A 26,420-nucleotide genomic window follows, 5' to 3' on the forward strand; every position below is an offset into this window, starting at 1 on the left:
TTCGTAGAGTGAAAAATAGGCGTGGAGAGAGCTAGCCAACTAGGTTATAGCCTGCTCTTCCGGTATCTTTATATATGACTATATCTATTGTCCGTGGCGTATTTTCTGCTTCTTTTCTCACCGAGAGAGAAGACAATATCGCCAGTACATCACGGTGAAACCTCTCGAGCCGTTATGCGGTTCGTAGGGGATTGCCCCGACATACAGGAGTAAAACATGACTGCTGATCTCGTCGTTGTTGGTGCGGGTCTTTTCGGCCTGACCATCGCTGAGCAGGCTGCAACTGAGCTGGGCCTGAAGGTGGCTCTGCTGGATCGCCGCCACCACATCGGTGGTAACGCCTACAGCAAGAATGAAGAGCAGACCGGCATTGAGGTTCACCAGTACGGTGCACACCTCTTCCACACCTCCAATGAGCGTGTCTGGGAATACGTGAACCGATTCACCGATTTCACCAACTACGTGCACCGCGTGTACACCACCCACAACGGTGTTGTATACCCCATGCCCATTAACCTGGGTACCATTAATCAGTTCTTCAATGCTGCCTACACCCCCGCAGAGGCAAAGGCACTGATTGCTGAGCAGGCTGGCGAGCTGGCGGGTACCGACCCCCAGAACCTGAACGATAAGGGTATCTCCCTGATCGGTCGCCCCCTGTACGAGGCATTCATTAAGCACTACACCGCTAAGCAGTGGCAGACCGACCCGGCTGATCTGCCCGCATCCATTATTTCCCGCCTGCCGGTGCGCTACACCTACGATAACCGCTACTTCAACGATAAGTACGAGGGTCTGCCGGTGGACGGCTACACCGCATGGCTCGAGCGCATGGCGGCACACCCGAATATTGAGGTGCACCTGAACACCGACTTCTTCGAAGACGGTCACGAGTACTCCCGCTCCAAGGTTATTGGCCAGATTCCCGTGGTGTACACCGGCCCGGTGGACCGCTACTTCGACTACGCCGAGGGTGACCTCTCCTGGCGCACCATTGACCTGGAAGAAGAAGTTCTGCCCATTGAGGACTTCCAGGGCTGCTCCGTGATGAACTACCCGGATGCTTCCTTCCCCTTCACCCGCATTCACGAGTTCCGTCACTTCCACCCGGAGCGCGACTACACCAAGGAAGCAACCGTGATTCACCGCGAGTACTCCCGCTTCGCGGAGAAGGGCGATGAGCCCTACTACCCGGTGAACACCGCAGCTGACCGCGAGATGCTGCTCAAGTACCGCGATCTGGCAGCTGGCGAGAACCAGGTGCTCTTTGGCGGTCGCCTGGGTACCTACAAGTACCTAGATATGCACATGGCAATTGCTGCAGCACTGTCCATGTTCGATAACAAGATCCGTCCGCACTTTGCTGACGGCGCCAAGATTGTTTCCGGTGGTGTTGAAGCTTAATGAGCGATTTTAAGACTCTGCAGAAGGTTCTTCTGCCTCGACCTGACCAGTTGGATATTCAGGCTCTGTACGTTGACGGTGGTGAATTCTACGGAATTCATACCCCCGAAAAGAGCCTGAAACAGGACACCAAGAAGGCGTCTGAGAGCGAAAGCCATGCTTCGGTTGCTACCGAGCGTGTAGATAATTCTAACTTCATTAGCAATCGCTCCACCCACGTGCCTCAGGGCAAGCGTATTTCCTTCGCTACCTATTTCAATGCCTTCCCCGCATCCTATTGGAAGCGCTGGACGAACCTGAGCTCGGTGCGTCTGCACATTGAGACCTCGGGTGAAGGTATTGTGAGCCTGCACAAGTCCAGCGGTCGCGGTACCATCCAGCAGCTGGATATGCACACTGTATCCGGCGAATCTACCCTGGATATTGACCTGCCCCTCAAGCCTTTTGGTGACGGCGGCTGGTACTGGTTCGATCTGATCGGTGGCAAGGGTGACTTTACCCTGGTCAGCGCTGAATGGCAGAGTGACGCACCGGTAGTTAACCCCGATAAGCAGGGTATTACCTTGGAAATCACCACGATGAACAAGGTGGACTACTGCCTCAACAACCTGCGTAGCCTGGGCACTAACCCCGAGGCCCTTGACCTCTTCGATGAGATTCTTCTGGTGGACCAGGGTACTCAGAAGGTTCAGGAGCACCCCGATTTTGAAGAGGCTGTTGCTCCTCTGAAGGGTAAGTTCCGCATTATCAACCAGAGCAATTTGGGTGGTTCTGGCGGCTTTGCCCGCGGTATGTACGAGGCTGTGGCTAATGGCAGCAAGTACGCCCTGCTGCTTGATGATGACGTGGTTCTGGACCCCGATTCGATCGTGCGCATGCACACCTTCGCTGAGCACACCCGCAAGCCCACCCTGGTGGGCGGCCACATGTTTGATGTGCAGAACCGCGCTGCTTTGCACACTATGGGTGAGAAGATCGATCCTTATCGTTTCTTCTGGGGTCAGGCCGATGAGAATATCGAACCCGGTCATAACTTCGCCCTCTCTAATTTGCGTGCTACCCCGTGGATGCACCGCCGTGTAGACGTTGACTACAACGGTTGGTGGATGGATCTTATCCCCACGGACGTTATCCGTGAGATTGGTCTGCCTCTGCCCGTATTCATTAAGTGGGATGACGCTGAATACGGCTACCGTGCAACTCTGCGCGGCTACCCGACCGTTACCTTCCCCGGCGCTGCCGTATGGCATATGTCCTGGTTGGATAAGGACGACACCGTAGGCTGGCAGGCATACTTCCACGCTCGTAACCGTTTTATTGCAGCGCTCTCCCACTCACCCTATAAGCGCGGTGGCCGCCTGTTGAAGGAATCTGTCTTCAATAGCGTCAAGCATCTGCTCTCCATGCAGTACTCCACGGAATCTATCCGTATTCTTGCCCTCAAGGACGTACTCGCAGGTCCCGACCAGTTGCATGAGCACCTGGCAACCCGTCTGCCTGTTGTCCGTCAGATGCTGCAGGAGTTCTCAGATGCTCAGTTCAACGAGGATATTGATTCCTTCCCGCAGCCTCGCGCTGTGAAGCCTCCCCGCCCGGGTCTGCGCCCGCCGACCTATGCTCAGCTTCCTCTGTGGACTTTGAAGACTGCTGCCAAGCAGCTTCTTAAGCCGGTATCGGAAGAATCGCAGCAGGCACCTCAGGCGCAGATTCCGCATCAGGATAACCGCTGGTGGCGTACCGCAAAGTATGACTCGGTGCTGGTATCTAATGCTGAGGGTAGCGCTGTGTCCTGGTACAAGCGACGTCCTGAGGTGCTACGCGCTCACCTGAGCGAGGGTACCCAGCTGACCGCTCAGATTATGCGTCAATGGCCTGAGCTGAGCAAGCAGTATCGTGCAGCTTTTGGCAAGATTACCTCTTTCGAGGAATGGGGCAAGACCTTCACGAAGCATACTGAATCTGAGCTGAAGCGTTAGGAGCGCCTATGACAGATCTGAGTAAGATGCCGCTTAAAGCCCCCGGTAAGGGCCGCGGTATCCTAGACGCAATACGTAACTGGTATCTGCTCCGCCTGCTGGTGGATAAGGAAATCCAGGTGCGCTATCGCGGCTCGGTCCTGGGTATTTTCTGGTCCTATATTAAGCCCGCAATTCAGTTCCTCGTGTTCTACATTGCAATGGGTCTATTCCTGGGGCTGGAACGCGGTCTGCAGAACTACTCTGTGTACCTCTTCGCGGGTATGATCGTCATCAATTTCTTCTCCGAAGGCTTTGGTAACGGCGCCCGCAGTATGGTGGTCAATAGTGCGCTCATCCGCAAGATTTACCTACCGCGTGAGCTGTTCTCAATATCCACGGTCTGGGTCGCTCTGGTCCATTTCATACCGCAGATTGCCATTATGGTCATTGCCTGCCTCTTTGTGGGCTGGCACCCGAGCCTGCTGGGTATTGCTGCCATTGCGGCGGGCATGCTGATTGTTATGCTCCTATCCTACGGTTTGGGTCTGATTTTCGGCGTTGCCAATGTATTCTTCCGTGACTCGGAGAATATTGTGGATATGCTGCTGATGGTGGCAACCTGGAGCGCACCGGTATTGTACTCCTGGACCATGGTGCGCGATACGCTCTATCCCTGGGTCTTGAATATCTACCTGTACAACCCGCTAACTATCGCGGTGGAGCTTTTCCACTATGGTTTCTGGTGGGCGACTCTCTCCCCGGAGCAGCAGGCTCTTCCTACCGCTGAAGTGATTCCGCATCTCTTTAGCTTCTGGACTCCTATGGCTCTGCTGATTTCCCTGGTGACGATTTTTATTGGCGATGCTCTCTTCCGTAAGTTTGAGGGCAACTTCGCTCAGGAGCTCTGATCCGGATGAAATTAGAAGCAATGAATCTACCTGCGATTCCCGAGAACGCGCCGGTGGTTATCCGTGCGGAGAACCTGGTCAAAAGCTTCGTGCTACGCCACACCCGTTCCATGAAGGAAGCCTTTGTCTGGCTGATCAAGGGACGCAAGGGCGATTTGAGCGAGAAGTTCAATGCTCTCAACGGCATTAGCCTGGATATTAAACAGGGTGAGCGTGTGGCGCTGCTGGGTCTGAACGGCTCGGGTAAATCCACTCTGCTCAAGCTGATTTCCGGCGTGATGCGCCCCGATGGTGGGCAGGTACTTAACCGCGGTAAGATCGCGGGTCTGATTGAGGTCGGTGCGGGTTTCCACCCGGATCTGACCGGTCGAGACAATGTGTACCTCAATGGCGCAATCCTGGGTATGACCAAGGCTGAGATCGAAGAGAAGTTTGACGAGATTGTTGAGTTCTCCGAGATTGGTGACTTTATTGATACCGAGGTGAAGTTCTACTCTTCGGGTATGTACCTGCGCCTGGCATTCTCCGTGGCTGTGCACACCGACCCGGATATTTTTCTGGTGGATGAGATTCTGGCGGTGGGCGATGAGCCCTTCCAGAAGAAGTGCATTGCTAAGATTCAGGAGCTGTGCGAGCAGGGCAAGACCCTGGTTGTGGTCAGCCACGAACTGGATATGGTTTCGAAGATCTGTGACCGCGGCGTGGTTCTTTCCCGCGGCTCCATGGAGTTCGACGGCGATATTGATGAGGCCGTGAAGATTATTCGTGGTTCCTAGGTTGCTTCTCTTAGCCCGATAAGGCTTTGAGAGACAGCACCTCATGAAAGTGCCTCCGGCAAAAGCCGGGGGCACTTTTGTGTATATTCGCAAATGTTACAGAGTATTTTTATTACAATTTGATAACGTTCGATAGTCACTGTTAGATTGAGACTGTAGCCACACACTACGCTACGCACCACCGATAAACCAGCCGTTTTCACCCCTTCCGGGAGTAATAGTGGACAATGACGCTCCATCACTACTAAAGAATAGCTTCAGCGATATAAGCACAGAAGACTATCAGAAACTTCTAGAAAACCTCAGAGTCTCAATCCGAGAGCAGGGCATTAACCCTACAGAAGCTGCTCAGCTCACCCCGCTGGTAAGCGCAGCTATCAGCGACTACGAACAGATGCGCTTGCTCGCAGGAGCACCAGAGCTGGCAGATAGCGCCTTAGTGCACACGCGCCTGGTCAATGAGCTCAGCGGTTACGGAGATATCCAGATGTACCTGGACGACCCGGAAGTCGAAGAAATCTGGATCAACTCGCCCAGTGAAGTCTATATCTCCCGCAGGGGAGTTAGTGAACTTACACCCCTGCGCTATAGCCGTGAGGGACTCGAAACCCTGCTGGAGAAGATGCTCAAACCCTCGGGGCGCCGCATCGATATTTCCTCGCCCTTTGTGGATGCATCCCTGCCGGATGGCTCCCGACTGCACGCGGTGATCCCCGATATTACCCGCAAGCACATCAGTATTAATATCCGTAAGTTCATTGTGCGAGCCCGCGCCTTGAACGATTTGGTGACCATAGGCTCCCTGAGCCGATCCGCCGCGCAGATTCTGCAGGCGGCGGTTGCCTCCGGCATGAATATCCTGGTCTCAGGAGCCACCCAGGCGGGCAAAACCACCATGCTCAATTGCCTGGCGGCAGCCATTCCGCCCCGCGAGCGCGTGATTACCTGCGAGGAAATCTTTGAACTGTCAGTGCCCCTACGCGATGTAGTGGGCATGCAATGCCGCCAACAGAACCTGGAGGGCACCGGCGAGATTAACCTGCGCCGTCTGGTTAAAGAGTCCCTGCGCATGCGCCCGGACCGTATTCTGATTGGCGAGGTACGCGAAGCTGAAGCCCTGGATATGCTTATTGCACTCAATGCGGGTCTGCCGGGTATGTGTACCATTCACGCCAATTCTGCGCGCGATGCCATCACCAAGCTGTGCACCCTGCCGCTGCTGGCGGGCGAGAATATTACCAGCCAATTCGTGGTGCCCGCCGTGGCTCATTGTATTGACCTGGTGGTGCATTGTGAGCGTGCCGCTGACGGTACTCGCCGAGTGACTGAGATTTACGCCCTGGGCGGTCGAATTGAGGAAGGAACCATTGAAATGGCTCCGCTCTTTAGCCGGCAGAACGGGCAGCTGGTGTGTACCGGTATGGAGCTGCCTCGCCCCGCTGCGTGGGAGCGCGCCGGCTACTCTGTGGAGCATCTGATTCAGAGTGCTCGTGTCGAACAGAATGGTAGAAGCGTGTACACCTCCGACTACGGTAGCTACTCTTCGCACTACGGTCTCTTATCCCGAGAGCAGGTGGGCGCTGCATGATAAGCATGTATGCCCTGCTGCTATGTTGCGGAGAACTCCTGGTGCTGAGTGCTATAGTCGCTCCCCGCGAGAGCACCCTCGCCGAGCGTAAAGAACCGGTGATGGCTGGCTGGCTGCGAACCGCCGGTCTGCACGGACTAACTCTGACTCGCTTTAATATTTACCGCTGCCTGGCTGCCGTGCTGCTTGGACTATTTGTTGCCGCAAGTACCGGGCTGTGGAACTTCGCTCTGCTATCTGCCGCCGCTATTTATAGTGCACCGCGCATATGGTTGCGCCAGCGCGTGCGCAGCCGAAACGAGAAGACCCTGCACGCCTGGCCCGATGCTGTGGATCATCTGCGGTCAGCCATTCGCGCCGGTTTGGCTCTTCCCGAAGCCCTGGCTCAGCTTGCCGAACGCGGCCCGCAGGTGCTGCGCCCCGGCTTTGAGAGCTTCGCGCGGGATTATCGTGCCAGCGGCTCCTTTAGCCTGAGCATTGAGCGACTCAAAGACTATCTTAGCGACCCGGTAGCTGACACCATTATTGAATCCCTGAAGATTGCCCGCGAGGTGGGTGGTACCGACCTGGGTCGTCTGCTCGGTTCTCTGAGTGAATTTTTGAGGGATAATGCGCGCACCCGCTCCGAGCTCAAAGCCCGCCAATCCTGGACTATTAATGCGGCGCGCCTGGCGTGTTTCGCACCCTGGTTTGTTCTCTTTTTGATGGCTCTGCAGCCGGCAACGCGCACGGTCTATAACTCATTTGCTGGCGCCTGCGTGATGGCTGCCGGTGCGGGAATATCTGTGATTGCCTACCGCATGATGCTGCGTATCGGTCAGCTACCCGAGCAGAAAAGAGTGTTTGCATGATGAGTACTCTTCTGGGCACTCTAGCTGCCACGGGCGTGGGATTATGCTATTGGTCGCTGACCGCCAGCGCCTACCGTAGCTTTAGCGACCGCATTGCCCCGCAGCTACACGCCGCCTATATGGCGTCGACTCCGCGCCGCGAGCCAGTCCCGGTGCAGGGGAGTAAAGCCCTGCTCTATAGCCTGCTGGAACCGCTGGTTCAACGCTGGGAGAGCCTTGCTAATGCGAGCGGTCCAAGCGAAGCAAAAATCGCTGAGCGCATGCGCCGCGCGGGAGTACCGGTCAATGTTCGCGCCTACCGCACCGAGCAGATTCTCTGGGCTCTGGGAGCTACCGCGTGCACAGCGGCTGTCAGTACCCTGGGCTATATCCAATCCCGAATGAGCCTGCCCCTGGCGTGCATTCTGATTCTCCTCAGCGCCCTGAGCGGTTTTCTAGGGCGTGACTGGGCACTGGATCGAGCCGTGAAAAAACGCGAGGCGCAGCTGCTGGCGGAGTTCCCGCCCCTGGCTGAAATGATGGCGCTATCGGTCACCGCCGGTGAGTCAGCCATCGGTGCCCTGGAGCGCATCTGCCGTATTTCTCGCGGCGAGCTCGCCAAAGAATTTGAGCAGATTCTGGACTCTATCCGCACCGGCTCCAGCGTGCAACGCGCCTGCCGAGACTACGCCCTCAATAGTCAGGTGCCCGCTCTTTCCCGCTTTGTGGAGGGTATTGCCGTGGCCATTGAACGCGGTACACCCCTGGCGGAGGTGCTACGCGCCCAAGCCCAGGATGTACGCGATGCCTCCCAGAGAGAATTGGTGGAAAGCGCCGCGAAAAAGGAAATCGGCATGATGGTTCCGGTTGTTTTTATGATTCTGCCGCTGACCGTGCTTTTTGCGATTTTCCCCGGTATTGCCCTGCTGCGCCTGGACTTCTAGATTGTCCTGCTACAGGTCAAGCACCCCAAAGATTTGGGCGGGTACTCCCGCTCATAGCCTGTGCGCGCACCCGGTTAGCGCGCACGGCACGGGTTCGTTATCGAGCCTACACACCATCACCGATAGACAAAGGAGTAAATCATGTTCCGCGCCCTTCGTACCCTGGCACTCTGCGCCCTGGGAGCTGTCACCCTGTGGCTTCTGGGCTTGAGCCTGCGATCGCAGAGCACCGCAGATAGTACCGAGAAGCAGCACCCCGAAAGGGGAGATGTACCCGGTTGGGTCATGATCACCATGATGAGCGCAATTCTGGTTGCCGCAATCCTGGCGGTGGCTCAGCCCGCGCTGCTGAAAATGTTCAATGACGCCATGGCGCGCATCCGCCCCATTCAATAGGGGTATAGTCCCCGCTCATAAGTGCCCGGTGTACGCAATAGTCCTGTACCGACAACTATCCCGTATTGGCATTATCCGGTACCGGCTCCGTACACCGGGTGCTTTGAACTATCTACGTTCAATCCCCGCCCTGCCCCGTATAGCCCTGCCCCGTATTTCGTCATGTTCGCTTTACCCTCTACACCTCAGCCTGCCTCCTACCCATCAGAAGATCACGAAAGAGGCGACGCCAGCACCGACTTCGTCATGGTCAGCGTGCTACTGATCGCCCTGGTTGGTATTATTCTGCAGCTTAGCTACGCCCTGTACACTCGCAATATTGTGCTGGATGCCGCCAATGCCGGGGCACGCTACGGCGCCCTCTACGATCGAAGCCCCGACGAAGGAGCAGAACGCACCCGCGCCATTATTGCCGGCGCCCTACCCGCCTCCTACGCCAGCAATATTAGCTATAGCGTGGAATACCGTCAGGGCACGCGTGTGCTCGCTATGGAAGTGCGCGCACCCCTGCCCGTACTCGGCCCCTTGGGACTACCCGATAGCACCACGGTGCGCACCTACGCCATCTACCCCGAATATTCACAGGGCAAGAACGGAAAGAACGCGAGCGCAATAAACGCGCCCTCAAACTCGGCTACCCCTCAGCTCGATAGTAGCCTGCCTGAAGGAGGAGAGAAATAATGCGCCCGACTCATATCTCTACAGCACTCGCATGCTGTGCCGCCACCCTATGGAAAGGCGCCCTCCTCTGCAAAGACACTGCTGCTTGCAAAGAGACTGAGCCAGCAGAACACCCGGAACACGAAGAAGGCAGCGCCATTGTCGAATTCCTCGCCCTGGGACTGACTCTACTCATCCCCGTACTCTACGCCCTGCTCACCTTCTTCTCCCTGCAAAGCAGCGTTATGGCGGCGCACGCCTCCAGCGCCCAGGTCACCCAATATGTGCAGGCACAAGAAGAAGGCACCAGCATAGACGCCGCCCAAGCCCAGAATATCGGCGCCTTCGCAGCCCACAACTACGGCATAGCCCCCGAAAATATAGAGGTACAGATCAGCTGCCCTCAAGGCTGCGTTAAAGGAGCACCCGTGAGTGTTACCACCACTATCCGCGCCGGGCTGCCGCTCCTACCAAGCGCGCTGGGCGGAGTCATCCCCGTTAGCTCCCATGCCGACTCATACTAGACCGACATAATACTAAGGACACACCATGCCCCGTACAGATTCGCCCAAAGACAGCGCACATTCCGCCGAAGAAGGCAGCATCAGCCCCCTCATTATCGGCTGCGTGCTGCTCATCATCATCATTGGAGCGACCCTGACCGCCATTACCAGCGTGCACCTGCACACCCAGCGCCTGACCGATTACGCCGACGCCCAACTAAGCTACGCCAAAGCTGAAGACAAAGGCGAAAGTAAGCTCAAAGACCCCGGCGCCGCCTACAATCGCGCCCGCAGCCGAGTCAACGCCTACAGCACCCAACACCCCATCGGCGCAAGCTACGACTCCTACACCGTACAAAACCTGAGCCTAGAAGGGGACACCCTGAGATTGCAGGTCAGCGCCAGAGTACACCCGCCCATTATTAGCCTCTTCATCCCCGAAGGAATCGACATTACCGCCCAAAGCTCCGCACGCCTGGAAGAAGACCAATAAAGCCTACAGCTGCGGTGCGCAGTATTAAGCCCAACACAACAAACACGCCCCCAGTATTGGCATTGCGCACCCGTACACGGTAGGGTTAAATACTATGGCTGCACTAGACTTTAACGCTGAAATCAAAAAGCTACGCACAACCTACTCCGCCATCGAAGAGGTCAGTGACGTAGCCGCACTTGAACGCGCCGTTAAAGAGCTCTCCGAAGCAGCCGCAGCGCCCAGCCTCTGGGACAACCCCGAACAGGCACAACGCGTCACCAGCGCCCTCTCGCACAAGCAGGCAGAACTCAACCGCCTGCGTGCACTCGCCTCCCGCATCGACGACGTAGAAGTCATGATCGAACTCGCCGACGCAGAAGACGACGCAACCCGTGCAGAACTCTACGCAGACGCCGAAGAAGAAATCACCGCCATCGGGGCAAAACTACAAGAACTCGAAGTGCTCGTCCTACTCTCCGGAGAATACGACGAACGCTCCGCCGTCGTCACCATTCGCTCCGGCGCCGGCGGCGTAGATGCAGCAGACTTCGCCGAAATGCTCCTGCGCATGTACCTGCGTTGGGCCGAAAAAAACGGCTACCCCACCAAAGTCCTCGACACCTCCTGGGCAGAAGAAGCCGGACTCAAATCCGCAACCTTCGAAGTCAACGCACCCTACGCCTACGGACGCCTCTCCGTCGAAGCCGGCACCCACCGCCTCGTGCGCATATCCCCCTTTGACAACCAAGGACGCCGACAAACCTCCTTCGCCGCCGTAGAAGTCATCCCGCTCATCGAGCAAACCGACTCCATCGATATCCCCGACAGCGAACTCAAAGTTGACGTCTTCCGCTCCTCCGGTCCCGGAGGACAAAGCGTGAACACCACCGACTCCGCCGTGCGACTTACTCACATCCCCACCGGAATCGTGGTCTCCATGCAAAACGAAAAATCCCAGCTGCAAAACCGCGCAGCCGCACTACGCGTGCTCCAATCGCGCCTGTTGCTGCTACGCAAAGAACAAGAAGACGCCAAAAAGAAAGAACTCGCAGGCGACATCAAAGCCAGCTGGGGCGACCAAATGCGCTCCTACGTGCTGCACCCCTACCAGATGGTCAAAGACCTACGCACCGGCTATGAAGAAGGAAACACCGCCAATGTACTCGACGGTGGACTCAACGCCTTCATCGACGCCGGAATCCGCTGGCGTGCAGCCGCCGCACGCGCCGAATAGAAACGAAAGAACATGGCACAAAAGAAAAAGAAAGCTGTCAAAGACCCCAATAACTCCATCATCGCGCAAAATAAAAAAGCGCGACACAACTACAATATCGTTGACACCTACGAAGCCGGCATCGTGCTCCTAGGCACCGAAGTCAAATCCCTACGCGACGGCGGAGCCTCTATCACCGAAGGCTTCTGCCAAGTCACCAACGGCGAAATGTGGCTCGAAAACATCAACATCGCCGAATACGGCTACGGCACCTGGACCAACCACGCCGCACGCCGACGCCGCAAACTTCTGCTACACCGCAGCGAAATCGCCAAACTCGACCAGAAACTGCGCGAAAGCGGATACACCGTTGTGCCCCTGAAGCTCTATTTCTCCAAGGGACGCGCAAAGGTTGAGATTGCGCTGGCAACCGGTAAGCGTGAATACGATAAGCGTCAGGCATTGCGTGAACGTCAAGACAATCTTGAAGCGACACGAGCTATGCGTTATCGCCAGATGCGCTAATGTGATACATCAGTTATTGAGGCAGGGTCGTGGTACGAGGCAAAGGCACTCGCGCACGACCCTGACCATTTCGCTGGGGCGAAATGCCCAGGCTAATAGCGCTCGACCTTTCCCTCTACCCACTCCACTTTTCAGATGGCTGGGGCTTATACCTCACCTTATCGAGGGAGGCAGCGGAAGGGAGTTTTCGACGGTGCGCTCAGATTACGCGTGTCACCGTGTACTATCATCGCGTTCGGGATGGTTCCTTTTCCGGGAACCATCCCGTTTTCATAACTGTGGTAGGTGGGTTGTAAACTCTGGGGTGCCCGTAGGGCATATACATCTATATGTTGATAGAGCGGGGTAAGTCTTTATATCTATGCACTGCATTTGTATAATAAGAGAAATGTCCCGACCCTAGGAAAGAGCCGACAATGTCTCAGAACCCCAACGAGATTAACCTCTCCAAGCCCGAAACTGAAGCACCGAACGCTGCAGAGCCCGTATTCACCCCCGCTGAACCCCAGTTCGTACCGGCAGCACCCACCGCTCCCGCAGCACCGAACCCCTACGCAGGTGGCTTTGTGCCCTCCCTGTCCAAGGGTCTCGCTATTGCCGCACTGGTGGTAGGCATTATCGCCTTCCTGACCGGTCTCGTTCCTTTCCTGGGCGGTGTGCTCGCCCTGGTCGGTCTGATCCTGGGTATTGTTGCACTGGTGAAGGTCAAGAAGGGCACCGCTGCCGGTAAGGGTATGGGCATTACCGCTATTGTTTTGTCCTCCCTGGCACTGATTACCAATATCATCGTGATCGTTCTTCTCTTCTTGGGTCTGGCAATGGTTCATGAATGCGATAACACCGCCGTGAAGAACGCCGACGGCACCTACACCTGCACCATGAACGGCCAGAAGGTGATCGTTGAAAAGAACGGCGAGAGTAGCTACACGCTTGTTACCACCAAGTAACATACCTACGAACCGCTGAGCCATTCAGCACATACACCGGGAACTTTGAGAAGACTCTCAGAGTTCCCGGTTTTTGCTTTAAGAGTGCTGGGAATCGGGCTAAAACCTCAGAAAAACATACCAAATCTGCAGAAGCCTGCTCTACGCTGAAGAGCAGTACAGGCCACGACCCAAACACATGAGGAGAAACCATGCCGCAGCATACCAGAACCACCGGCGGGCACTATAGATCCAGCATCTACACCGATGCTTCCCTAGGAGGTGAAGAAAACGCCACTATCCGTGTCAAAGACGCCCCCGCAAACCGTAAAGCGGGGCTGCTCATTGGCGGTATTGCGCTGAGCACACCGATTGTGTTCTGGCTACTGATGGGTATTGTGCTCATCAGTCGAGCACTCATTAACCCCAGCTTCTAAGCTGCAGCCCATGCAGGCGCATAGGTTCAATGTATGAGCCAATACAACCCAACCACACTTTCCCACACTTGATGAGCTATCCGCACTTTGCATGGATGAGCCTGTGTGCATTGGTGACCTCGGTCTGCGGCGTGATCTGTATGAGTATGCGTTATGAGAATGGTCCTCGGCGTGCAGTGATTGCGGTGAATGTGCCCATCCCCTTGATATGGATCTTTGGTCTAATGCACCTGGGTAACCTCTTTGCATGGTAACCAGTTACGGCGAGCAAACACTTGCGATGCGAATCGTACCGCGGTATACTAGTTGTCTACCGTTGTGGACGGCCCGCGCCGCCAAGGAGTGAATCGCGGAAAACGTCACGCACGGGGCTTTTTGATAAAAGCATAGGGGGATGATCGGTTTCGACGATGTAGGTTGAGATGGGTGAAGCGTGCCGAGGACTGCAGGGTTATCTCGTTAACGCCCTCTGCAACTAAATATAAATGCAGAATCTAAGCGTTCTGATTTCGCTCTCGCTGCCTAAGCGCGAGAAGCAATCTGTCAGCCTGAGTTTGCCTTTGGTTCAGTAGCTGGCATCGACTTAAAAGGCCACTGCTGTGAGCGTTTGCCGTAGGCGCTCACGGGACACTTATACGGATAGGTTCGTCGTTGCACGTGTTTGTGCCAGCAACGGAGCCGAAAAATAGCGCATTCACAAACTGCGCACGGAGAAGCCCCGTTGAGGCTACATCGGACCGGGGTTCGATTCCCCGCATCTCCACGATTACCCCTGGTTCCGCTCCTTGAAGAACCGAAGACGCCGGTGGGTGTTCTGTTCCTCGTTACGTAACGAGCGGCAGAACACCCACCGTTTTCTTTACCCGCGTCCACCACCGGCAGCGGGGTAGAAGAACATAGACTGAGATAAACCCGCCAGCTTATGCCCCTTAGCGCCAAGATACTGGTAGTATCAAAGAGAAGAGAACGCCAATCAAAGGAAAGACCGTGAGCGAACAGATCCCCTACAGCCCCCAGGTACCCTACGGCGCGCCCGCTCCCGTCCTCGAAGCCCCTGCACCCGTTGCCGAAGAAAGCACCCCTGCCGAGCTGCGTGTTCCCGAAGCGGCACGACGCCCCTACGGCGAACCCCCGCGCGATCTGCGTTCCCCTGGCTATAACTATGCTTTTGCCAGCATGCTCACCGGCGCCATTACCCTGGGATGGTTGGTGCTGAACATCCTCTTCACCCTGCTGTTGATTGCAGCCTACGGTAAAGGCGGCGATTCAACCGCCCTCTCCTCGGACTCGCTCATTAGCGGCTGGGCACAATACCCCGTCACCTACCTGGTGATGAACACCCTGACCGATTTGGTCCCGGTTCTGGCAGCCTTCATCCTGGGTACTTTTGGCATTCAGCGCAATACGCCCGGCAGCCCCTACCACGCAAAAACCACTACCTACGCCACCTGGGGTTTGATTTGCGGCGGCTTGGGCATTGCCCTCTGGGTTTTGACCCTGGTTATTCAGCTCTAAAACCTTCCAAACCATCTCAACGCTTAAAGCAATCAAGACACCGTATCCATCACAGATACGGTGCCTTTGCTATAGGTCATTGAACTCTGAGGCTTATCCAGCGGGGTTCAGACGATCCAGCACCGTGCCGTGCAGCGCCGGAACAGCCGCCAACAGACCGTCAGAATCCAAAGGCTCAGAACCATCCAGAGAGGTAATCACGCCGCCCGCCTCACGCACAATGGGCACCAGAGCAGCCTTATCGTAAATCTCCAGACCCGGCTCCACCGCAATATCCACGGCGCCCTCAGCCATGAGCATATACGCCCAAAACTCACCAAAACCGCGGGAACGCTTCACCGAATCCAGCAAATCCACAAAAGGCTCGCGGCGCTCGCCCCAACCCGCCAGAGAAGCGTACGTCAGGGAAGAATCCTCCAGATCCTCAACGGAAGAAATGCTCAGGCGGGACGCCGAAGACAGAGACTTGCCCGCATAAGCGCCACCATCGGCCACAGCCCACCATCGGCGGCCCAGAGCCGGAGCGGAGACCACACCCACCACCGGCTCACCCTGATCCAACAGAGCAATCAGAGTAGCCCACACCGGCACACCGCGCATAAAATTCGCGGTGCCATCAATAGGATCAATTACCCACTGGCGAGCAGCCGTACCGGTAGAACCGAACTCCTCACCCACAATACCGTCACGGGTGCGCACACGGGAAAGCTGAGCACGAATCAGCTGCTCAACCTCACGGTCAGCGGCAGTAACCGCCGAGCCGTCCTCCTTGAGCTGCACACCCTCCATATGCCCGGCAGTGACAGATTTGAAAGCCTGCAGGGACACGCGGTCGGCGCTATCGGCAAGAATATGCGCCAGGCGCAAATCATCGGTATAGGGGTTAGGGGAAGCCATGAACACTCACTTATCGGTAGAAACGCTAAAAGCACGAAGAACGGCGCGCCCCGGCATCTGGGAGCGCGCAGCCCATAAAAGACTAGAGCAGAGAACCCAATTCCTTCTCAGAATCACCCTGCTCACCGGAAACCTGCAGCAGCTTACGCAAAGACTCCAAACGAGCCTCGCCGCTGTCCCCCGCACGACCGGCAGCCACATAGGCGCTCAGACCGCATTGCTCCGCCTCCGGGGAATGATCGCAACCCTTGGGGCAATCCGCAGCCCCGGCAGCCAGCTCCACAAAAGCCTCAACAATACGCTCAGCGCTCACATGAGCCAGACCAAAGGAACGAATACCCGGGGTATCAATAATCCAGGTGCCCGCGGGAATCTCAATCTCCTCAGAAACAGGCTGCAACGCCAGAGCCGAGGAGGAGGTATGGCGGCCACGACCGGTCACCGCATTCACATGACCGGTCGCACGCTGAGCACCCGTGAGAGCATTAACCAGGGTGGACTTACCCACGCCCGAATGACCCAGCAGCACCGAGACATGACCCAGCAGCTGCTCCAAAAGCTCATCCACCGGGCCGCGGGAAAGACCCTCAGCGCCCTCTTCAGAAGGGGCACGACCGTCCACAGAGCCCGAGAGCACAATCTTTAGACCCGAGGTACGGTAGTACTCCAGCAGCTCGGTCGGCTGCTTCACATCGGTCTTGGTAATGCACAGAATCGGTTCAATACCGGCATCCAGCGCCGCCACAATCGCACGATCAATAAAACCGGTGCGAGGCTCCGGGTTCGCCGCAGCCACCACAATCACCAGCTGATCGGCATTGGCAACCACGACGCGCTCGCTCGGGTCAGTATCATCGGCGCTACGGCGCAGCACCGAGCTACGCTCACCCAAGCGCACAATACGCGCCAGGGTATCCTTCGCGCCGCTGGTATCGCCCACCAGGTCCACGAAATCACCGGTCACAATGGAGGTACGGCGCAGCTCCTTCGCGCGGGCAGCAATGAGCTGACGCTCCTGCTCGGTGCCCTCATCAACCACCACGGACCAGCGTCCGCGATCCACCGTGACCACACGACCGCGAATCGCATGCTCAAATGCGGGGCGGTCCTTGGTGCGGGGGCGCGAACCCTTTTTATTTGGGCGTACGTGCACATCTGACTCATCAAAATCAAGATAGTCGTATGCGCTCACGCGAGAAGAACCCATTAAGCCTCATCCTTAGTCGTTGAAGTGTGCTGCAGCTGATCCAGCAGAGCCAGCCACAGCCCCGTAAAATCGGGGATAGTTTTGGAGGTGGTTGCTACGTTTTCAACCACGGTATTGGCGCGGCGCAAACCAATAATTGCCGCGAAGGTCGCCATACGATGATCGGCGTAGGTGCGAGCCAGTACCCGCTGCGCCTGCCCGGTGGGGATACTCGAGAGAATACGAATGCCGTCCTCAGTCTCTTCGGCGCTACCGCCCAGGCGGTTAATCTCAGCGGTCAGCGCCGCCAGACGGTCGGTCTCGTGGCCGCGCAAATGTTCAATACCGCGTAGCTGAGAGCCCGTAGCCGCCAGGGCACAGATAGCAGCCAGGGTGGGTGCCAGCTCGCCGGCGGCGCGCACATCCACATCAATACCGGGTACCGCACTAATATCCGCCGGCCCCGTCACGGTCAATACACCAATGGACGAATCGGTGCTATGGGACTCAAAAGATACTTCACCGCCCAGCAGAGGCAGCAGCTGGCGCCAATGATCGCCCACCTGAGTGGTACCGGCAGAACCATCCGCTGCAGGAGCGGGCCAATCCGCCACGCTCACCGAGGTACCGGTCACCATAGCAGCCGCCACAAAGGGACCGGCATTGGAAAGATCCGGCTCAATGGTCTTTTCAAAGCCCGCAAAAGCACCCGGGAACACACGCCAAGAGAATACACCCGCCTGGCGGTCAATGGTGGACTCAACACGCACACCCAGCTCACGCAGAGCCTCAACGCTCATCTCAATATGAGGAATCGAAGGCACCGAAGAGCCCACATGCTCCAGCACAATACCCTGCGGCAGGCGCGGAGCAGCCAGAAGCAGAGCCGAAACGAACTGGGAGCTTGCCGAAGCATCAATACGCACATGCGCCGGTTCATCAGCGCTCTGCAGAGCAAGACCAGCAGAGACCATCTCAAAGGGCAGACACGAGGCATCGGCGGGGGAGAAGCTTACACCCAACTGACGCAAGCCATCCAGCAGAGCACCCATGGGGCGAGCGTAAGCGTGCTCATCCCCATCGACATTAAAAGTACCCGGCAGCAGAGCCGCAAGAGCTGGCACAAAACGCATCACGGTACCGGCAAGACCGGTCTCAATACGGGCGGTCAGAGGCTTATCGGAGGAAAAATCACAGGGAGTAATGCGCAGATCCGGACCGAAAGGAGAAGCACCCGGAACCTCCTCAATCACAGCGCCCAGCTCACGCAGAGCGGCAATCATGAGCGCCGAATCGCGCGAATGCAGGGGAGAGCGCAACAGAGACGGAGAATCAGCCAAAGCCGCCAGCAGTAGATAACGGTTCGTCAGAGACTTAGAACCCGGAATGTGCACCAGTGCACTTGCGGCGGCATTCTCGCCAGGGGAATAGGCGGGTGCGAGCCAGTCACTCTCAGCAATCGGCTGGGTATCGGTCATTGCATATCCTTATGTCACTGAACACTACCTTCCTATTTTAGCCTGTCAACGCTCATAGGAGGAGAACAGGCACATAAAAAGAGCGCGCCCGGCGGAAAGAAACCACCGAGCGCACTCTACACGCGTCTATAGCGTTGCCTTTTTAGGCAGCAGCGCAGAACTTTTCAATATGCTCCAGCAAAGAAGCCTTCAGCTCCTCAGGAGCGCTCTCCGCGCAAGAAGAACGGACCTTATCGCGCACCAGCTGCTCCAACTCGCGTTGCTGATCGCATTCGGAGCACTTCGCCAAATGCTCACGTACCTGCTCAACATCCTCGGGGCTCAGCGCATTATCCAGGTATTCCCACAGGCGCTGCAGGGTCTTCTCGCAGGGGTGAGCCGCCAAGCAATCCTCATGCTCAGGGTGCTCATGGGACATCGTATCGCTCAGCAGGGGAATGTCCTGCTGCTGGTTATCTGCAACCACGATATATCCTTCCGTTGTACGTTCTTTTATCGTTAAATCCTTGAAAAGCCTGTGAGCTAACGGCGGGAGGATGCGACCTTGGCATCCACCGTCGAGGGGCGCAAGCCGTTCTCACGCGCATAATCCGCCAGGCGCTCGCGCAGAATGCGGCGGCCGCGGTGCAGCCGAGACATGACCGTGCCCAGCGGAATCTCCAGCATCTGGGCAATGTCCTTATAAGCAAAGCCCTCAACATCGGAGTAGTAGACCACCATGCGGAAATCTTCGGGCAGGGACTCCAAAGCATCCTTAACCTCAGAGTCGGGCATGGACGCTAGAGCCTCGGTCTCGGCGGAACGAAGACCCACCGCATCATGATTGCCCGCCGCTGCAAGCTGCCAATCCTCCACCTGCTCCGTATTGGCCTGCTGCGGTTCGCGCTGGCGCTTGCGGTAAACATTGATATAGGTATTGGTCAGAATGCGGTAGAGCCACGCCTTCAGATTCGTACCCTGCTGGTACTGGTGGTAGGCGGCAAAAGCCTTCAGGTAGGTTTCCTGCACCAGGTCCTGGGCGTCGGCAGGGTTGCGGCTCATCCGCAGGGCAGCAGCGTAGAGCTGATCCACGTATTGCATGGCATCGCGTGTAAAAGCCTCGCGCAGTTCACGCGAAGATAGTGCACCACTCTCTTGGGACATGACACTCTTCTTCCGCCAAAACGGCTGTCGATTAGTGAACCGGGGCGCGTGCCGTCGGTTCAGAGGATATAACGAATGGTCAACGGGGATTATTCCCGTGAATGTTTAAACCCCGCTTCACAAGCAGTGAACCGGGGTTTAAACTTCAGCATGCAAGGTGCCTTATGCGTTGGGGCGCTTACCGTGGTTTGCGCCGCCCTTACGACGGTCCTTGCGCTTACGACCGCGCTTGCTCATGAGAGCCTCCTTATATAACCGATAGGTAACCCGCGAAAGGTTACCCCTATCCAAACCCATACACGCGCAAAAGCGCGAAACGTATAGGCAACGCCTTCCATTGTTTCATATCTGGGGCGTGAATGCATCTTAAAAGCAGGTTCTGACTAAACTTAGCCCGAAAATACTTCTGCCTTCCGCCCCGATACGAGCCGTGAATGCCCGAGAGCAAAGAGCCTAGGATCGACCCAGAACCTTCTTCACCAGGGAAATCACGCGGTACTTCAGCGGGCTCGGGTAGTAAGTGAAAGCACCCGGCAGCTGGATCACGTAGCCGTCAAAGTTCTGCTTGAAACGCAGCACACCGTCCGAACCGTCGAACTGACCGGTAATACCCAGGAAGTTATAGAAGGGGACGCCGCGCTCAATGGACTTCATCATCACGTGCTCCTGCAATAGAGCGGGGGCGTAGAAGCGGTTGAACTCGGGGTAGGAGCCGCTAAAGAGGTACACGGTCTCGTGCGGTGCGTACACAAAGAGGCTACCGGAAAGAATCACATCCTGGTCGCCATAGCGGGAGATAAACTCCTGCGCTTCTTCCAGACGCACATCAAAGGTCTTGTACTGATCGCGTAGCTCATTGAGCTCACCGGACTTCTTACCCTTAGCTGCACGCTCCTCCAGCTTAGCGATCTTCTCCGCCAGCTTTGCCTGGCTCTCCTTAAGATTCTGTGCGTACTCGTGGAAATTCAGGGAGGTGACCATGAACTCCGCCGCCTCGCCGAAGGCATCGTAGAACTTCTGGTAGTACTCCAGAGTCTTATCCTCATACTCACGACGATCCGAGGTTGCCTCGGTAATCTGCTTGAAAATATGTAGCTCATCGCGGCCCAGAGCACGCAGCTTAATACCGAAAGTATTAGCTTTCTTCACTAGGGGCTTACCGCGCTTGGAGAAGGACTTCAACAGCTGAGCACGGGTTTCAATACCGCTCAGATCCTTGACATAGCGCCAGTCGCCGTAGCCATTGGTGTAACCGGTGCTCAACCCGCCGTGTACATAGCCGGCTGCCACCAGACGATCAATAATATCCTGGCGAGGCTCGGAGGTGGGCTCACCATTGGAATCGTAGAGGCGGTAGCTGGTATTGGGGCGAACAACCAGCTCCAGGGCGCCCTTGGACGTGGCAAAAGCAGCCAGGGCGCGGTAGAAACCGTCCAGGTAACGCTCATCGGTGTACAGCGGACCGGTGTGCACCTCCCAACGCTCACCACCAAACATGGGCAGAGTGTAGACCACAGCGCCAACCTGCACGGCACCGTCAGCCTCATAACCGGCACGGTAGACCGTATAGCCGCGGCTGAGCAGCAGCGAAACCATCTGCTCACTCTGAGAATAGCTGCCGGAGCTCACGCGAGCAGTCAAATCAGCAAATTGCGCGGCATCAAGAATACGAATAGACATAAAACCTTCCACCCATCACCGGAATATAGAGGGAAAACGATAGAGAATCAGCTTAAAACGTCAAGAGGGCGAGGTTCATGAGCCCCACCCTCTCAACATAGAAAAAGTAGCGTGCAGAGCGCTAAACTTACGCCTGCTCGGGAAGATTCAGCCAGGAATACCAGCCGCGGTGCAACACTAGCCACGCCATCAGACCGTAACCGGACTGACCCGGACGACCGTCATTCGTCGCCAAATCATTGCGCCACTGCTCGTGATGCAGCAGCGGGTTGAAAGTATCAACATATACGTGGTTACGGCGAGTGACCACATCGGCGTAGGCAGCCGAAAGGTCAGCGATACGGCGGTTACGTTCAGCATCCAGGCTCGGGGGCGGGCCAACAACCAGAACCTTAATATTGTTCTGAGACGCCATATCCACCATATTAGCCAGGTTCAGGCGAGAACGAGCGCTCGTCAGACCCAAATCAATATCAAAGGTCGAGGGCGCAATCACCAGACGGTTCTCAGCACCGGGCTGGAAACGGCGACGAGCCTCATCAAACCAGCGAGCGTTCAGCTGCTCGGTGCCCTCATTGGGTGCGGCCAGATTGTACGCAGAAATCTGCGCCACGTGCTGAGGGGTACGCGCCATAACGCGACCAAACCAGCCCAAAGTACGCGGATCGCCCACACCGGCGAGCAGATCATCACCAACAGCGACAAGTCGAATATTGCGTTGCTCCACGGAAATCTTTCTTACTTGAGTTTGTGCGCGACCGCCTCGTACCTTCCGGTTCGGAAGGCACACCACAGCACGGACGCGGGTGTCCTTACTATCTAGCATATCGCCAAAAAGAGATGCCCGCGCACCATTTAGCCCAAAAAAAGACAAAGAGCACCAAAAAATATAGCAAAAACCCGGGTTTCGCCTCCCCAATAGGGAAACAAAACCCGGGTTTGAGCCATAAGGCTAGAGAGCCCTCTCTAGGGATTAGCCCTCAAAAACCTTAGCGATCAGCTCGGCAGCCTGAGCCGCGTGCAGCTTACCGGTACCTGCTGCGGGAGATGCAGCGGCAGGGCGGGAAGCCAGGCGCACCGGACGATCCAGCAGCGGCAGCAGGTTCACAGCCATGAACGGCCACTGACCCTGGTTAGCCGGCTCATCCTGAGCCCACACAATATCGCGAGCGTTGGAGTACAGAGCCAGCTGCTCCTTGATCTCAGCCTCGGGCAGCGGGTAGAGCTGCTCAACGCTGACAATCGCAGTGGTGCTGTCGCCACGCTTAGCGCGCTCAGCTTCCAGATCGTAGTACAGGCGACCGGACACGAAGACCACGCGCTGAACATTCGCGGGGTTCACACCGGAACGGTCACCAATAACCTTCTGGAAACCACCCTGAGTGAAGTCCTCAACGCTGGAAGCAGCAGCTTTCAGACGCAGCAGCTGCTTGGGGCTAATAACCACCAGCGGCTTGAACGGACGCTGCTGGCTGTGACGGCGCAGCAGGTGGAAGTGGTTCGCCGGGGTAGAGGGAACAGCCACGGTCATATTGTTCTCAGCGCACAGCTGCAGGTAGCGTTCCATACGAGCCGAGGAGTGATCCGGGCCCTGACCCTCGTAACCGTGAGGCAACAGCATGACCAGCGAAGAGTTCTGACCCCACTTCTGCTCGGAGGAGGAAATGTACTCATCGATCACGGTCTGAGCACCGTTGGCGAAGTCACCGAACTGTGCCTCCCAGATGACCAGGTCCTCGGGGCGCTCAACGGAGTAACCGTACTCGAAGCCCAGCACACCGTACTCGGAGAGGAAGGAGTTGTAAATCTCCAGGGAGCCCTGCTCGGGTGCCAGGTGCTGCAGAGGCGACCACTCGGCGTCGGTCTCATGGTCGTGCAGCACAGCGTGGCGCTGAACGAAGGTACCGCGCTGAACATCCTGACCGGTCATACGGACATTGGTGCCCTCCATCAGCAGGGAGCCGAATGCCAGCAGTTCGCCCATACCCCAGTTGATATTGCCCTTGGTGCCCATCTCAACGCGCTGATCCAGCAGCTTCTGCAGCTTCTTATGGACGGTGAAGCCCTCGGGAGCCTGACCGAATGCATTAGCAATGTGCTGCAGGGTCTCAACGGAGATAGCGGTGTTACCGGAGTGAACAACCTGGTTGTTCTGCTGAGCGGCGGGCAGCTCAAGGCCGGCAATATTAGCCGCTGCCGGAGCCGCACCCTCAGCCTGAACCTGGGTGAACATCTCATCCAGTTCGCTGTGGAACTGGTTCAGGGTCTCATCAGCCTCAGCCTGGGTGATATCGCCGCGACCAACCAGAGCAGAAGCGTACTGGGTGCGGGTCGAGGGCAGGTTGTCGATGATCTGGTACATGGTCGGCTGAGTCATCGAGGGGTCATCCGCCTCGTTGTGACCGCGACGGCGGTAGCAGACCAGGTCAATAACAACGTCCTTGCCGAAGCGCTCGCGGTACTCGAACGCCAGCAGACCGGCGCGAACCACTGCCTCCGGGTCATCGCCGTTTACGTGCAGCACGGGAGCCTTGGTCATACGTGCAATATCGCTGGAGTAGGTAGCGGTACGGCCGTCATCGGGCAGGGTGGTGAAACCAATCTGGTTGTTGACCACAATGTGTACGGTGCCACCGGTGGTGTATGCCTTCAGACCCGCCATCTGCAGGGTCTCCATGACGATACCCTGACCTGCGAATGCAGCATCACCGTGAACCAGGATGGGCAGAACCGGGTGACCGGTTACGCCCTGCTTTGCCAGGGTATCCTGCTTAGCGCGGACAATACCCTCCAGCACGGTGTTGACGGTCTCCAAGTGTGAGGGGTTAGCAGCCAGGTAGACCTGGGTCTGCTTGCCGCTATCGCCGGTGTACACGCCCTCGGTGCCCAGGTGGTACTTCACATCGCCCGAGCCCTCGACCTCGCCGGGAACAGCGGTGCCGTTGAACTCGCGGAAGATCTGGCCGTAGGACTTGCCCGCAATATTGGTCAGAACGTTCAGACGGCCACGGTGTGCCATACCAATAGCAACACCGTTCAGGTCCTTATTCGCTGCCTCGCCGATAATAGCGTCCAGCAGCGGGATCAGGGACTCGCCACCCTCCAGGGAGAAGCGCTTTTGACCCAAGTACTTGGTCTGCAGGAAGTGCTCGAATGCCTCAGCCTGAACCAGCTTCTTGAGTACGCGCAGCAGCTCATCGTGAGAGGGCTTGGAGTAGCCGTTCTCCAGCTTCTGCTGGAACCAAGCGCGCACCTCGGGATCCTGAATGTACATGTACTCAACAGCCAGGGTGCCGGAGTATGCCTCACGCAGCAGCTCCAGGATGGTGCGCAGGGGCAGGCGCTCCTTGCCACCGAAACCGCCGGTGGGCCAGACACGGTCCAGATCCCACAGGGTCAGACCGTAGTTCTCAATCTGCAGATCCGGGTTGGAGAGCACCTGAGAAGCCAGGGGAGAGGTCTGAGCAGCCAGGTGACCGTGCACGCGGTAAGCGTGAATCAGCTGTTGAATGCGAGCAACCTTGGAAACCTCAACCTCGGTATCCAGCTGGTTGTCACGGCTCCAGCGAACCGGCTCGAAGGGGATACGCAGATCGGAGAAGATAGCGTCGTAGAAGCCGTCGCCACCGAGCAGGTAGTGCTCCACCAGCTTGAGGAACTCACCGGAACCTGCCCCCTGAATCACACGGTGATCGTAGGTGCTGGTCAGGGTGATGATCTTAGAAATAGCCTTGTCGTTAATGACCTTGTCCGAGACACCGCGGAACTCAGCCGGGTACTCCAGTGCACCCACGCCGACAATAACAGCCTGGCCCTTGGACAGGCGGGGTACGGAGTGAACGGTACCGATACCGCCGGGGTTGGTCAGAGACGCGGTGGTGCCGGTGAAGTCGGGCATGCCCAGCTTGCCATCGCGACCGCGCTTAACAATGTCATTGTATGCATCCCAGAACTGGATAAAGCTCAGGGTCTCGGCAGCCTTAATATTGGGAACCACCAGGGAGCGGGAGCCGTCGGGGCGGGGCAGGTCAATAGCCAGACCGAAGTTCACGTGTGCATTGTGAATAGCAACGGGCTTACCCTTTTCATCCAGGCCGTAGGTGACGTTCATGGAGGGCATCTCGCCCAGGGCGCGAATAACCGCGTAACCAATCAGGTGAGTGAAGGAAACCTTGCCACCGCGGGTGCGAGCCAAGTAGGAGTTAATAGCGGCACGGTTCTCAATCAGCAGCTTTGCCGGAACCGCACGCACGGTGGTAGCGGTGGGAACAGTCAGGGACTCTTCCATATTGGATGCGATAGCCTTTGCGGGGCCACGCAGCGGAACGATCTTATCTACAGCTTCTTCCACGGGTTCAACCTTGCTCTTGGGTGCGGATGCAGTGGGGACGGGTTCGGGCTTAGGTGCTGCCACAGCAGCGGATGCAGCTGCCGGAGCCGGAGCCTGCGCGGGAGCCGCCACAGCGGTCGGCGCAGACGCAGCGGGAGCAGCAGGCGCGGGCGCTGCAGCAGAGTCAGCGGCCAATGCCTTATCAATGGATTCGAAAATCGGCAACCACGAAGGGTCAACCGACGACGGATCCTGCCGGTACTTGTCGTATTGTTCCTCTACGAACCATTCGTTACCGGCGAATTCCTCAGGTACCAGGTGGTCTGGCAATTGTGGCACTTTCAGCCTCTTCCTTCAGTGAATGTATTCGTGCACAGACCGGGTGAACCCGATACGCACAACCCACTTCAACGAAGGGCGGAATGCGGTGCACATTATTCCAGCCACGCGCTACCGGCGCCGTCACTATCCGGGGTGCACAAGCTAAAAGCCCCGAAGAGAGCCGGTGAAGGCATAGCGCAGCTATATTTCTCTTCTAGTGTAGTGAAGCCTAGGGCACACTTTCCACTTAACCCGCCCCCCGCGGGCGTGAAAAATTTGCCAAAGTTCAACACCCGTATACTCGCCACTACGCCGCGGGTGTCAAAT

At 57.0% G+C, this 26,420-nt stretch carries 25 protein-coding genes and 1 other RNA gene; 17 read left to right on the forward strand and 9 right to left on the reverse strand.

Annotation, left to right across the window (positions count from 1 at the left end):
- Positions 1-216: 216 nt before the first annotated feature.
- The 17 genes from glf to Q4P78_RS02925 all read left to right on the forward strand — a co-directional run bounded on the left by glf (position 217) and on the right by Q4P78_RS02925 (position 15,058).
- Positions 217-1,404 (forward strand): UDP-galactopyranose mutase, encoded by a 1,188-nt coding sequence (glf, locus tag Q4P78_RS02845; RefSeq protein ID WP_303338804.1) that lies wholly within the window; start codon positions 217-219, stop codon positions 1,402-1,404.
- A complete protein-coding gene (locus Q4P78_RS02850; RefSeq protein WP_303338805.1) occupies positions 1,404-3,380 on the forward strand; it encodes a glycosyltransferase in 1,977 nt (658 codons plus the stop codon). Before glf ends, Q4P78_RS02850 begins: the two co-directional genes overlap by 1 nt.
- A gap of 8 nt (positions 3,381-3,388) precedes the next feature.
- A complete protein-coding gene (locus tag Q4P78_RS02855; protein WP_303338807.1) occupies positions 3,389-4,270 on the forward strand; it encodes an ABC transporter permease in 882 nt (293 codons plus the stop codon).
- A gap of 5 nt (positions 4,271-4,275) precedes the next feature.
- Positions 4,276-5,046, forward strand: a complete 771-nt coding sequence (locus tag Q4P78_RS02860; RefSeq protein ID WP_303338808.1) for an ABC transporter ATP-binding protein — start codon at positions 4,276-4,278, stop codon at positions 5,044-5,046.
- Positions 5,047-5,440: 394 nt separating this feature from the next.
- Positions 5,441-6,634, forward strand: coding sequence for a CpaF family protein (locus Q4P78_RS02865; protein ID WP_368660888.1), 1,194 nt, complete (start codon positions 5,441-5,443; stop codon positions 6,632-6,634).
- A 101-nt stretch (positions 6,635-6,735) separates the two neighbouring features.
- Complete coding sequence (locus tag Q4P78_RS02870) at positions 6,736-7,485, forward strand: type II secretion system F family protein (protein WP_303338809.1); 750 nt, start codon at positions 6,736-6,738, stop codon at positions 7,483-7,485.
- Entirely contained in the window at positions 7,482-8,408 is a 927-nt protein-coding gene (locus tag Q4P78_RS02875; protein ID WP_303338810.1) for a type II secretion system F family protein, read from the forward strand. The genes Q4P78_RS02870 and Q4P78_RS02875 overlap by 4 nt, the downstream gene beginning before the upstream one ends.
- A 141-nt stretch (positions 8,409-8,549) precedes the next feature.
- Positions 8,550-8,804, forward strand: coding sequence for a hypothetical protein (locus tag Q4P78_RS02880; RefSeq protein ID WP_303338811.1), 255 nt, complete (start codon positions 8,550-8,552; stop codon positions 8,802-8,804).
- Between the two features lie 162 nt (positions 8,805-8,966).
- Positions 8,967-9,485: a TadE/TadG family type IV pilus assembly protein gene (locus tag Q4P78_RS02885; RefSeq protein ID WP_303338812.1), complete on the forward strand. Its 519-nt coding sequence runs from the start codon at positions 8,967-8,969 to the stop codon at positions 9,483-9,485.
- The gene (locus Q4P78_RS02890) at positions 9,485-9,988 is read left to right on the forward strand and encodes a pilus assembly protein TadE (RefSeq protein ID WP_303338813.1); all 504 of its coding nucleotides are present in this window, start codon (positions 9,485-9,487) and stop codon (positions 9,986-9,988) included. Before Q4P78_RS02885 ends, Q4P78_RS02890 begins: the two co-directional genes overlap by 1 nt.
- Positions 9,989-10,013: 25 nt before the next feature.
- A complete protein-coding gene (locus Q4P78_RS02895; protein ID WP_303338814.1) occupies positions 10,014-10,460 on the forward strand; it encodes a hypothetical protein in 447 nt (148 codons plus the stop codon).
- A 94-nt stretch (positions 10,461-10,554) separates the two neighbouring features.
- Complete coding sequence (prfB, locus tag Q4P78_RS02900; RefSeq protein ID WP_303338815.1) at positions 10,555-11,676, forward strand: peptide chain release factor 2; 1,122 nt, start codon at positions 10,555-10,557, stop codon at positions 11,674-11,676.
- Between the two features lie 12 nt (positions 11,677-11,688).
- Entirely contained in the window at positions 11,689-12,180 is a 492-nt protein-coding gene (smpB, locus tag Q4P78_RS02905) for an SsrA-binding protein SmpB (RefSeq protein ID WP_303338816.1), read from the forward strand.
- Between the two features lie 416 nt (positions 12,181-12,596).
- Positions 12,597-13,127, forward strand: a complete 531-nt coding sequence (locus Q4P78_RS02910) for a DUF4190 domain-containing protein (RefSeq protein WP_303338817.1) — start codon at positions 12,597-12,599, stop codon at positions 13,125-13,127.
- 191 nt (positions 13,128-13,318) lie between these two features.
- Positions 13,319-13,543, forward strand: a complete 225-nt coding sequence (locus Q4P78_RS02915) for a hypothetical protein (RefSeq protein ID WP_303338818.1) — start codon at positions 13,319-13,321, stop codon at positions 13,541-13,543.
- A gap of 390 nt (positions 13,544-13,933) precedes the next feature.
- Positions 13,934-14,309: a transfer-messenger RNA gene (ssrA, locus tag Q4P78_RS02920) on the forward strand.
- A gap of 221 nt (positions 14,310-14,530) precedes the next feature.
- On the forward strand, positions 14,531-15,058 hold the full coding sequence (locus Q4P78_RS02925; RefSeq protein ID WP_303338819.1) for a hypothetical protein: 528 nt from the start codon (positions 14,531-14,533) through the stop codon (positions 15,056-15,058).
- Between the two features lie 93 nt (positions 15,059-15,151).
- On the opposite strand, the gene Q4P78_RS02930 is transcribed toward Q4P78_RS02925, so the two are convergent.
- From Q4P78_RS02930 to Q4P78_RS02970, 9 genes are all read right to left on the reverse strand, one after another.
- Entirely contained in the window at positions 15,152-15,955 is an 804-nt protein-coding gene (locus Q4P78_RS02930) for an inositol monophosphatase family protein (protein WP_303338820.1), read from the reverse strand.
- An 82-nt stretch (positions 15,956-16,037) separates the two neighbouring features.
- Positions 16,038-17,162, reverse strand: a complete 1,125-nt coding sequence (gene rsgA / locus Q4P78_RS02935) for a ribosome small subunit-dependent GTPase A (RefSeq protein ID WP_303338821.1) — start codon at positions 17,160-17,162, stop codon at positions 16,038-16,040.
- A complete protein-coding gene (gene aroA, locus Q4P78_RS02940; protein ID WP_303338822.1) occupies positions 17,162-18,619 on the reverse strand; it encodes a 3-phosphoshikimate 1-carboxyvinyltransferase in 1,458 nt (485 codons plus the stop codon). Before aroA ends, rsgA begins: the two co-directional genes overlap by 1 nt.
- 142 nt (positions 18,620-18,761) lie before the next feature.
- On the reverse strand, positions 18,762-19,085 hold the full coding sequence (gene rsrA, locus Q4P78_RS02945; RefSeq protein WP_303338823.1) for a mycothiol system anti-sigma-R factor: 324 nt from the start codon (positions 19,083-19,085) through the stop codon (positions 18,762-18,764).
- A 56-nt stretch (positions 19,086-19,141) separates the two neighbouring features.
- A complete protein-coding gene (locus Q4P78_RS02950; protein WP_303338824.1) occupies positions 19,142-19,762 on the reverse strand; it encodes a sigma-70 family RNA polymerase sigma factor in 621 nt (206 codons plus the stop codon).
- 162 nt (positions 19,763-19,924) lie between these two features.
- Complete coding sequence (locus tag Q4P78_RS02955; RefSeq protein ID WP_303338825.1) at positions 19,925-20,059, reverse strand: hypothetical protein; 135 nt, start codon at positions 20,057-20,059, stop codon at positions 19,925-19,927.
- Positions 20,060-20,215: 156 nt separating this feature from the next.
- Entirely contained in the window at positions 20,216-21,442 is a 1,227-nt protein-coding gene (locus Q4P78_RS02960; protein ID WP_303338826.1) for an aminoacyltransferase, read from the reverse strand.
- Between the two features lie 127 nt (positions 21,443-21,569).
- On the reverse strand, positions 21,570-22,169 hold the full coding sequence (locus Q4P78_RS02965; RefSeq protein WP_303338827.1) for a GDSL-type esterase/lipase family protein: 600 nt from the start codon (positions 22,167-22,169) through the stop codon (positions 21,570-21,572).
- Positions 22,170-22,415: 246 nt separating this feature from the next.
- The gene (locus Q4P78_RS02970) at positions 22,416-26,111 is read right to left on the reverse strand and encodes a multifunctional oxoglutarate decarboxylase/oxoglutarate dehydrogenase thiamine pyrophosphate-binding subunit/dihydrolipoyllysine-residue succinyltransferase subunit (protein WP_303338828.1); all 3,696 of its coding nucleotides are present in this window, start codon (positions 26,109-26,111) and stop codon (positions 22,416-22,418) included.
- Positions 26,112-26,420 lie beyond the last annotated feature (309 nt).

It is taken from the genome of Rothia sp. (in: high G+C Gram-positive bacteria), from assembly GCF_030540545.1.
Classification (GTDB): domain Bacteria; phylum Actinomycetota; class Actinomycetes; order Actinomycetales; family Micrococcaceae; genus Rothia.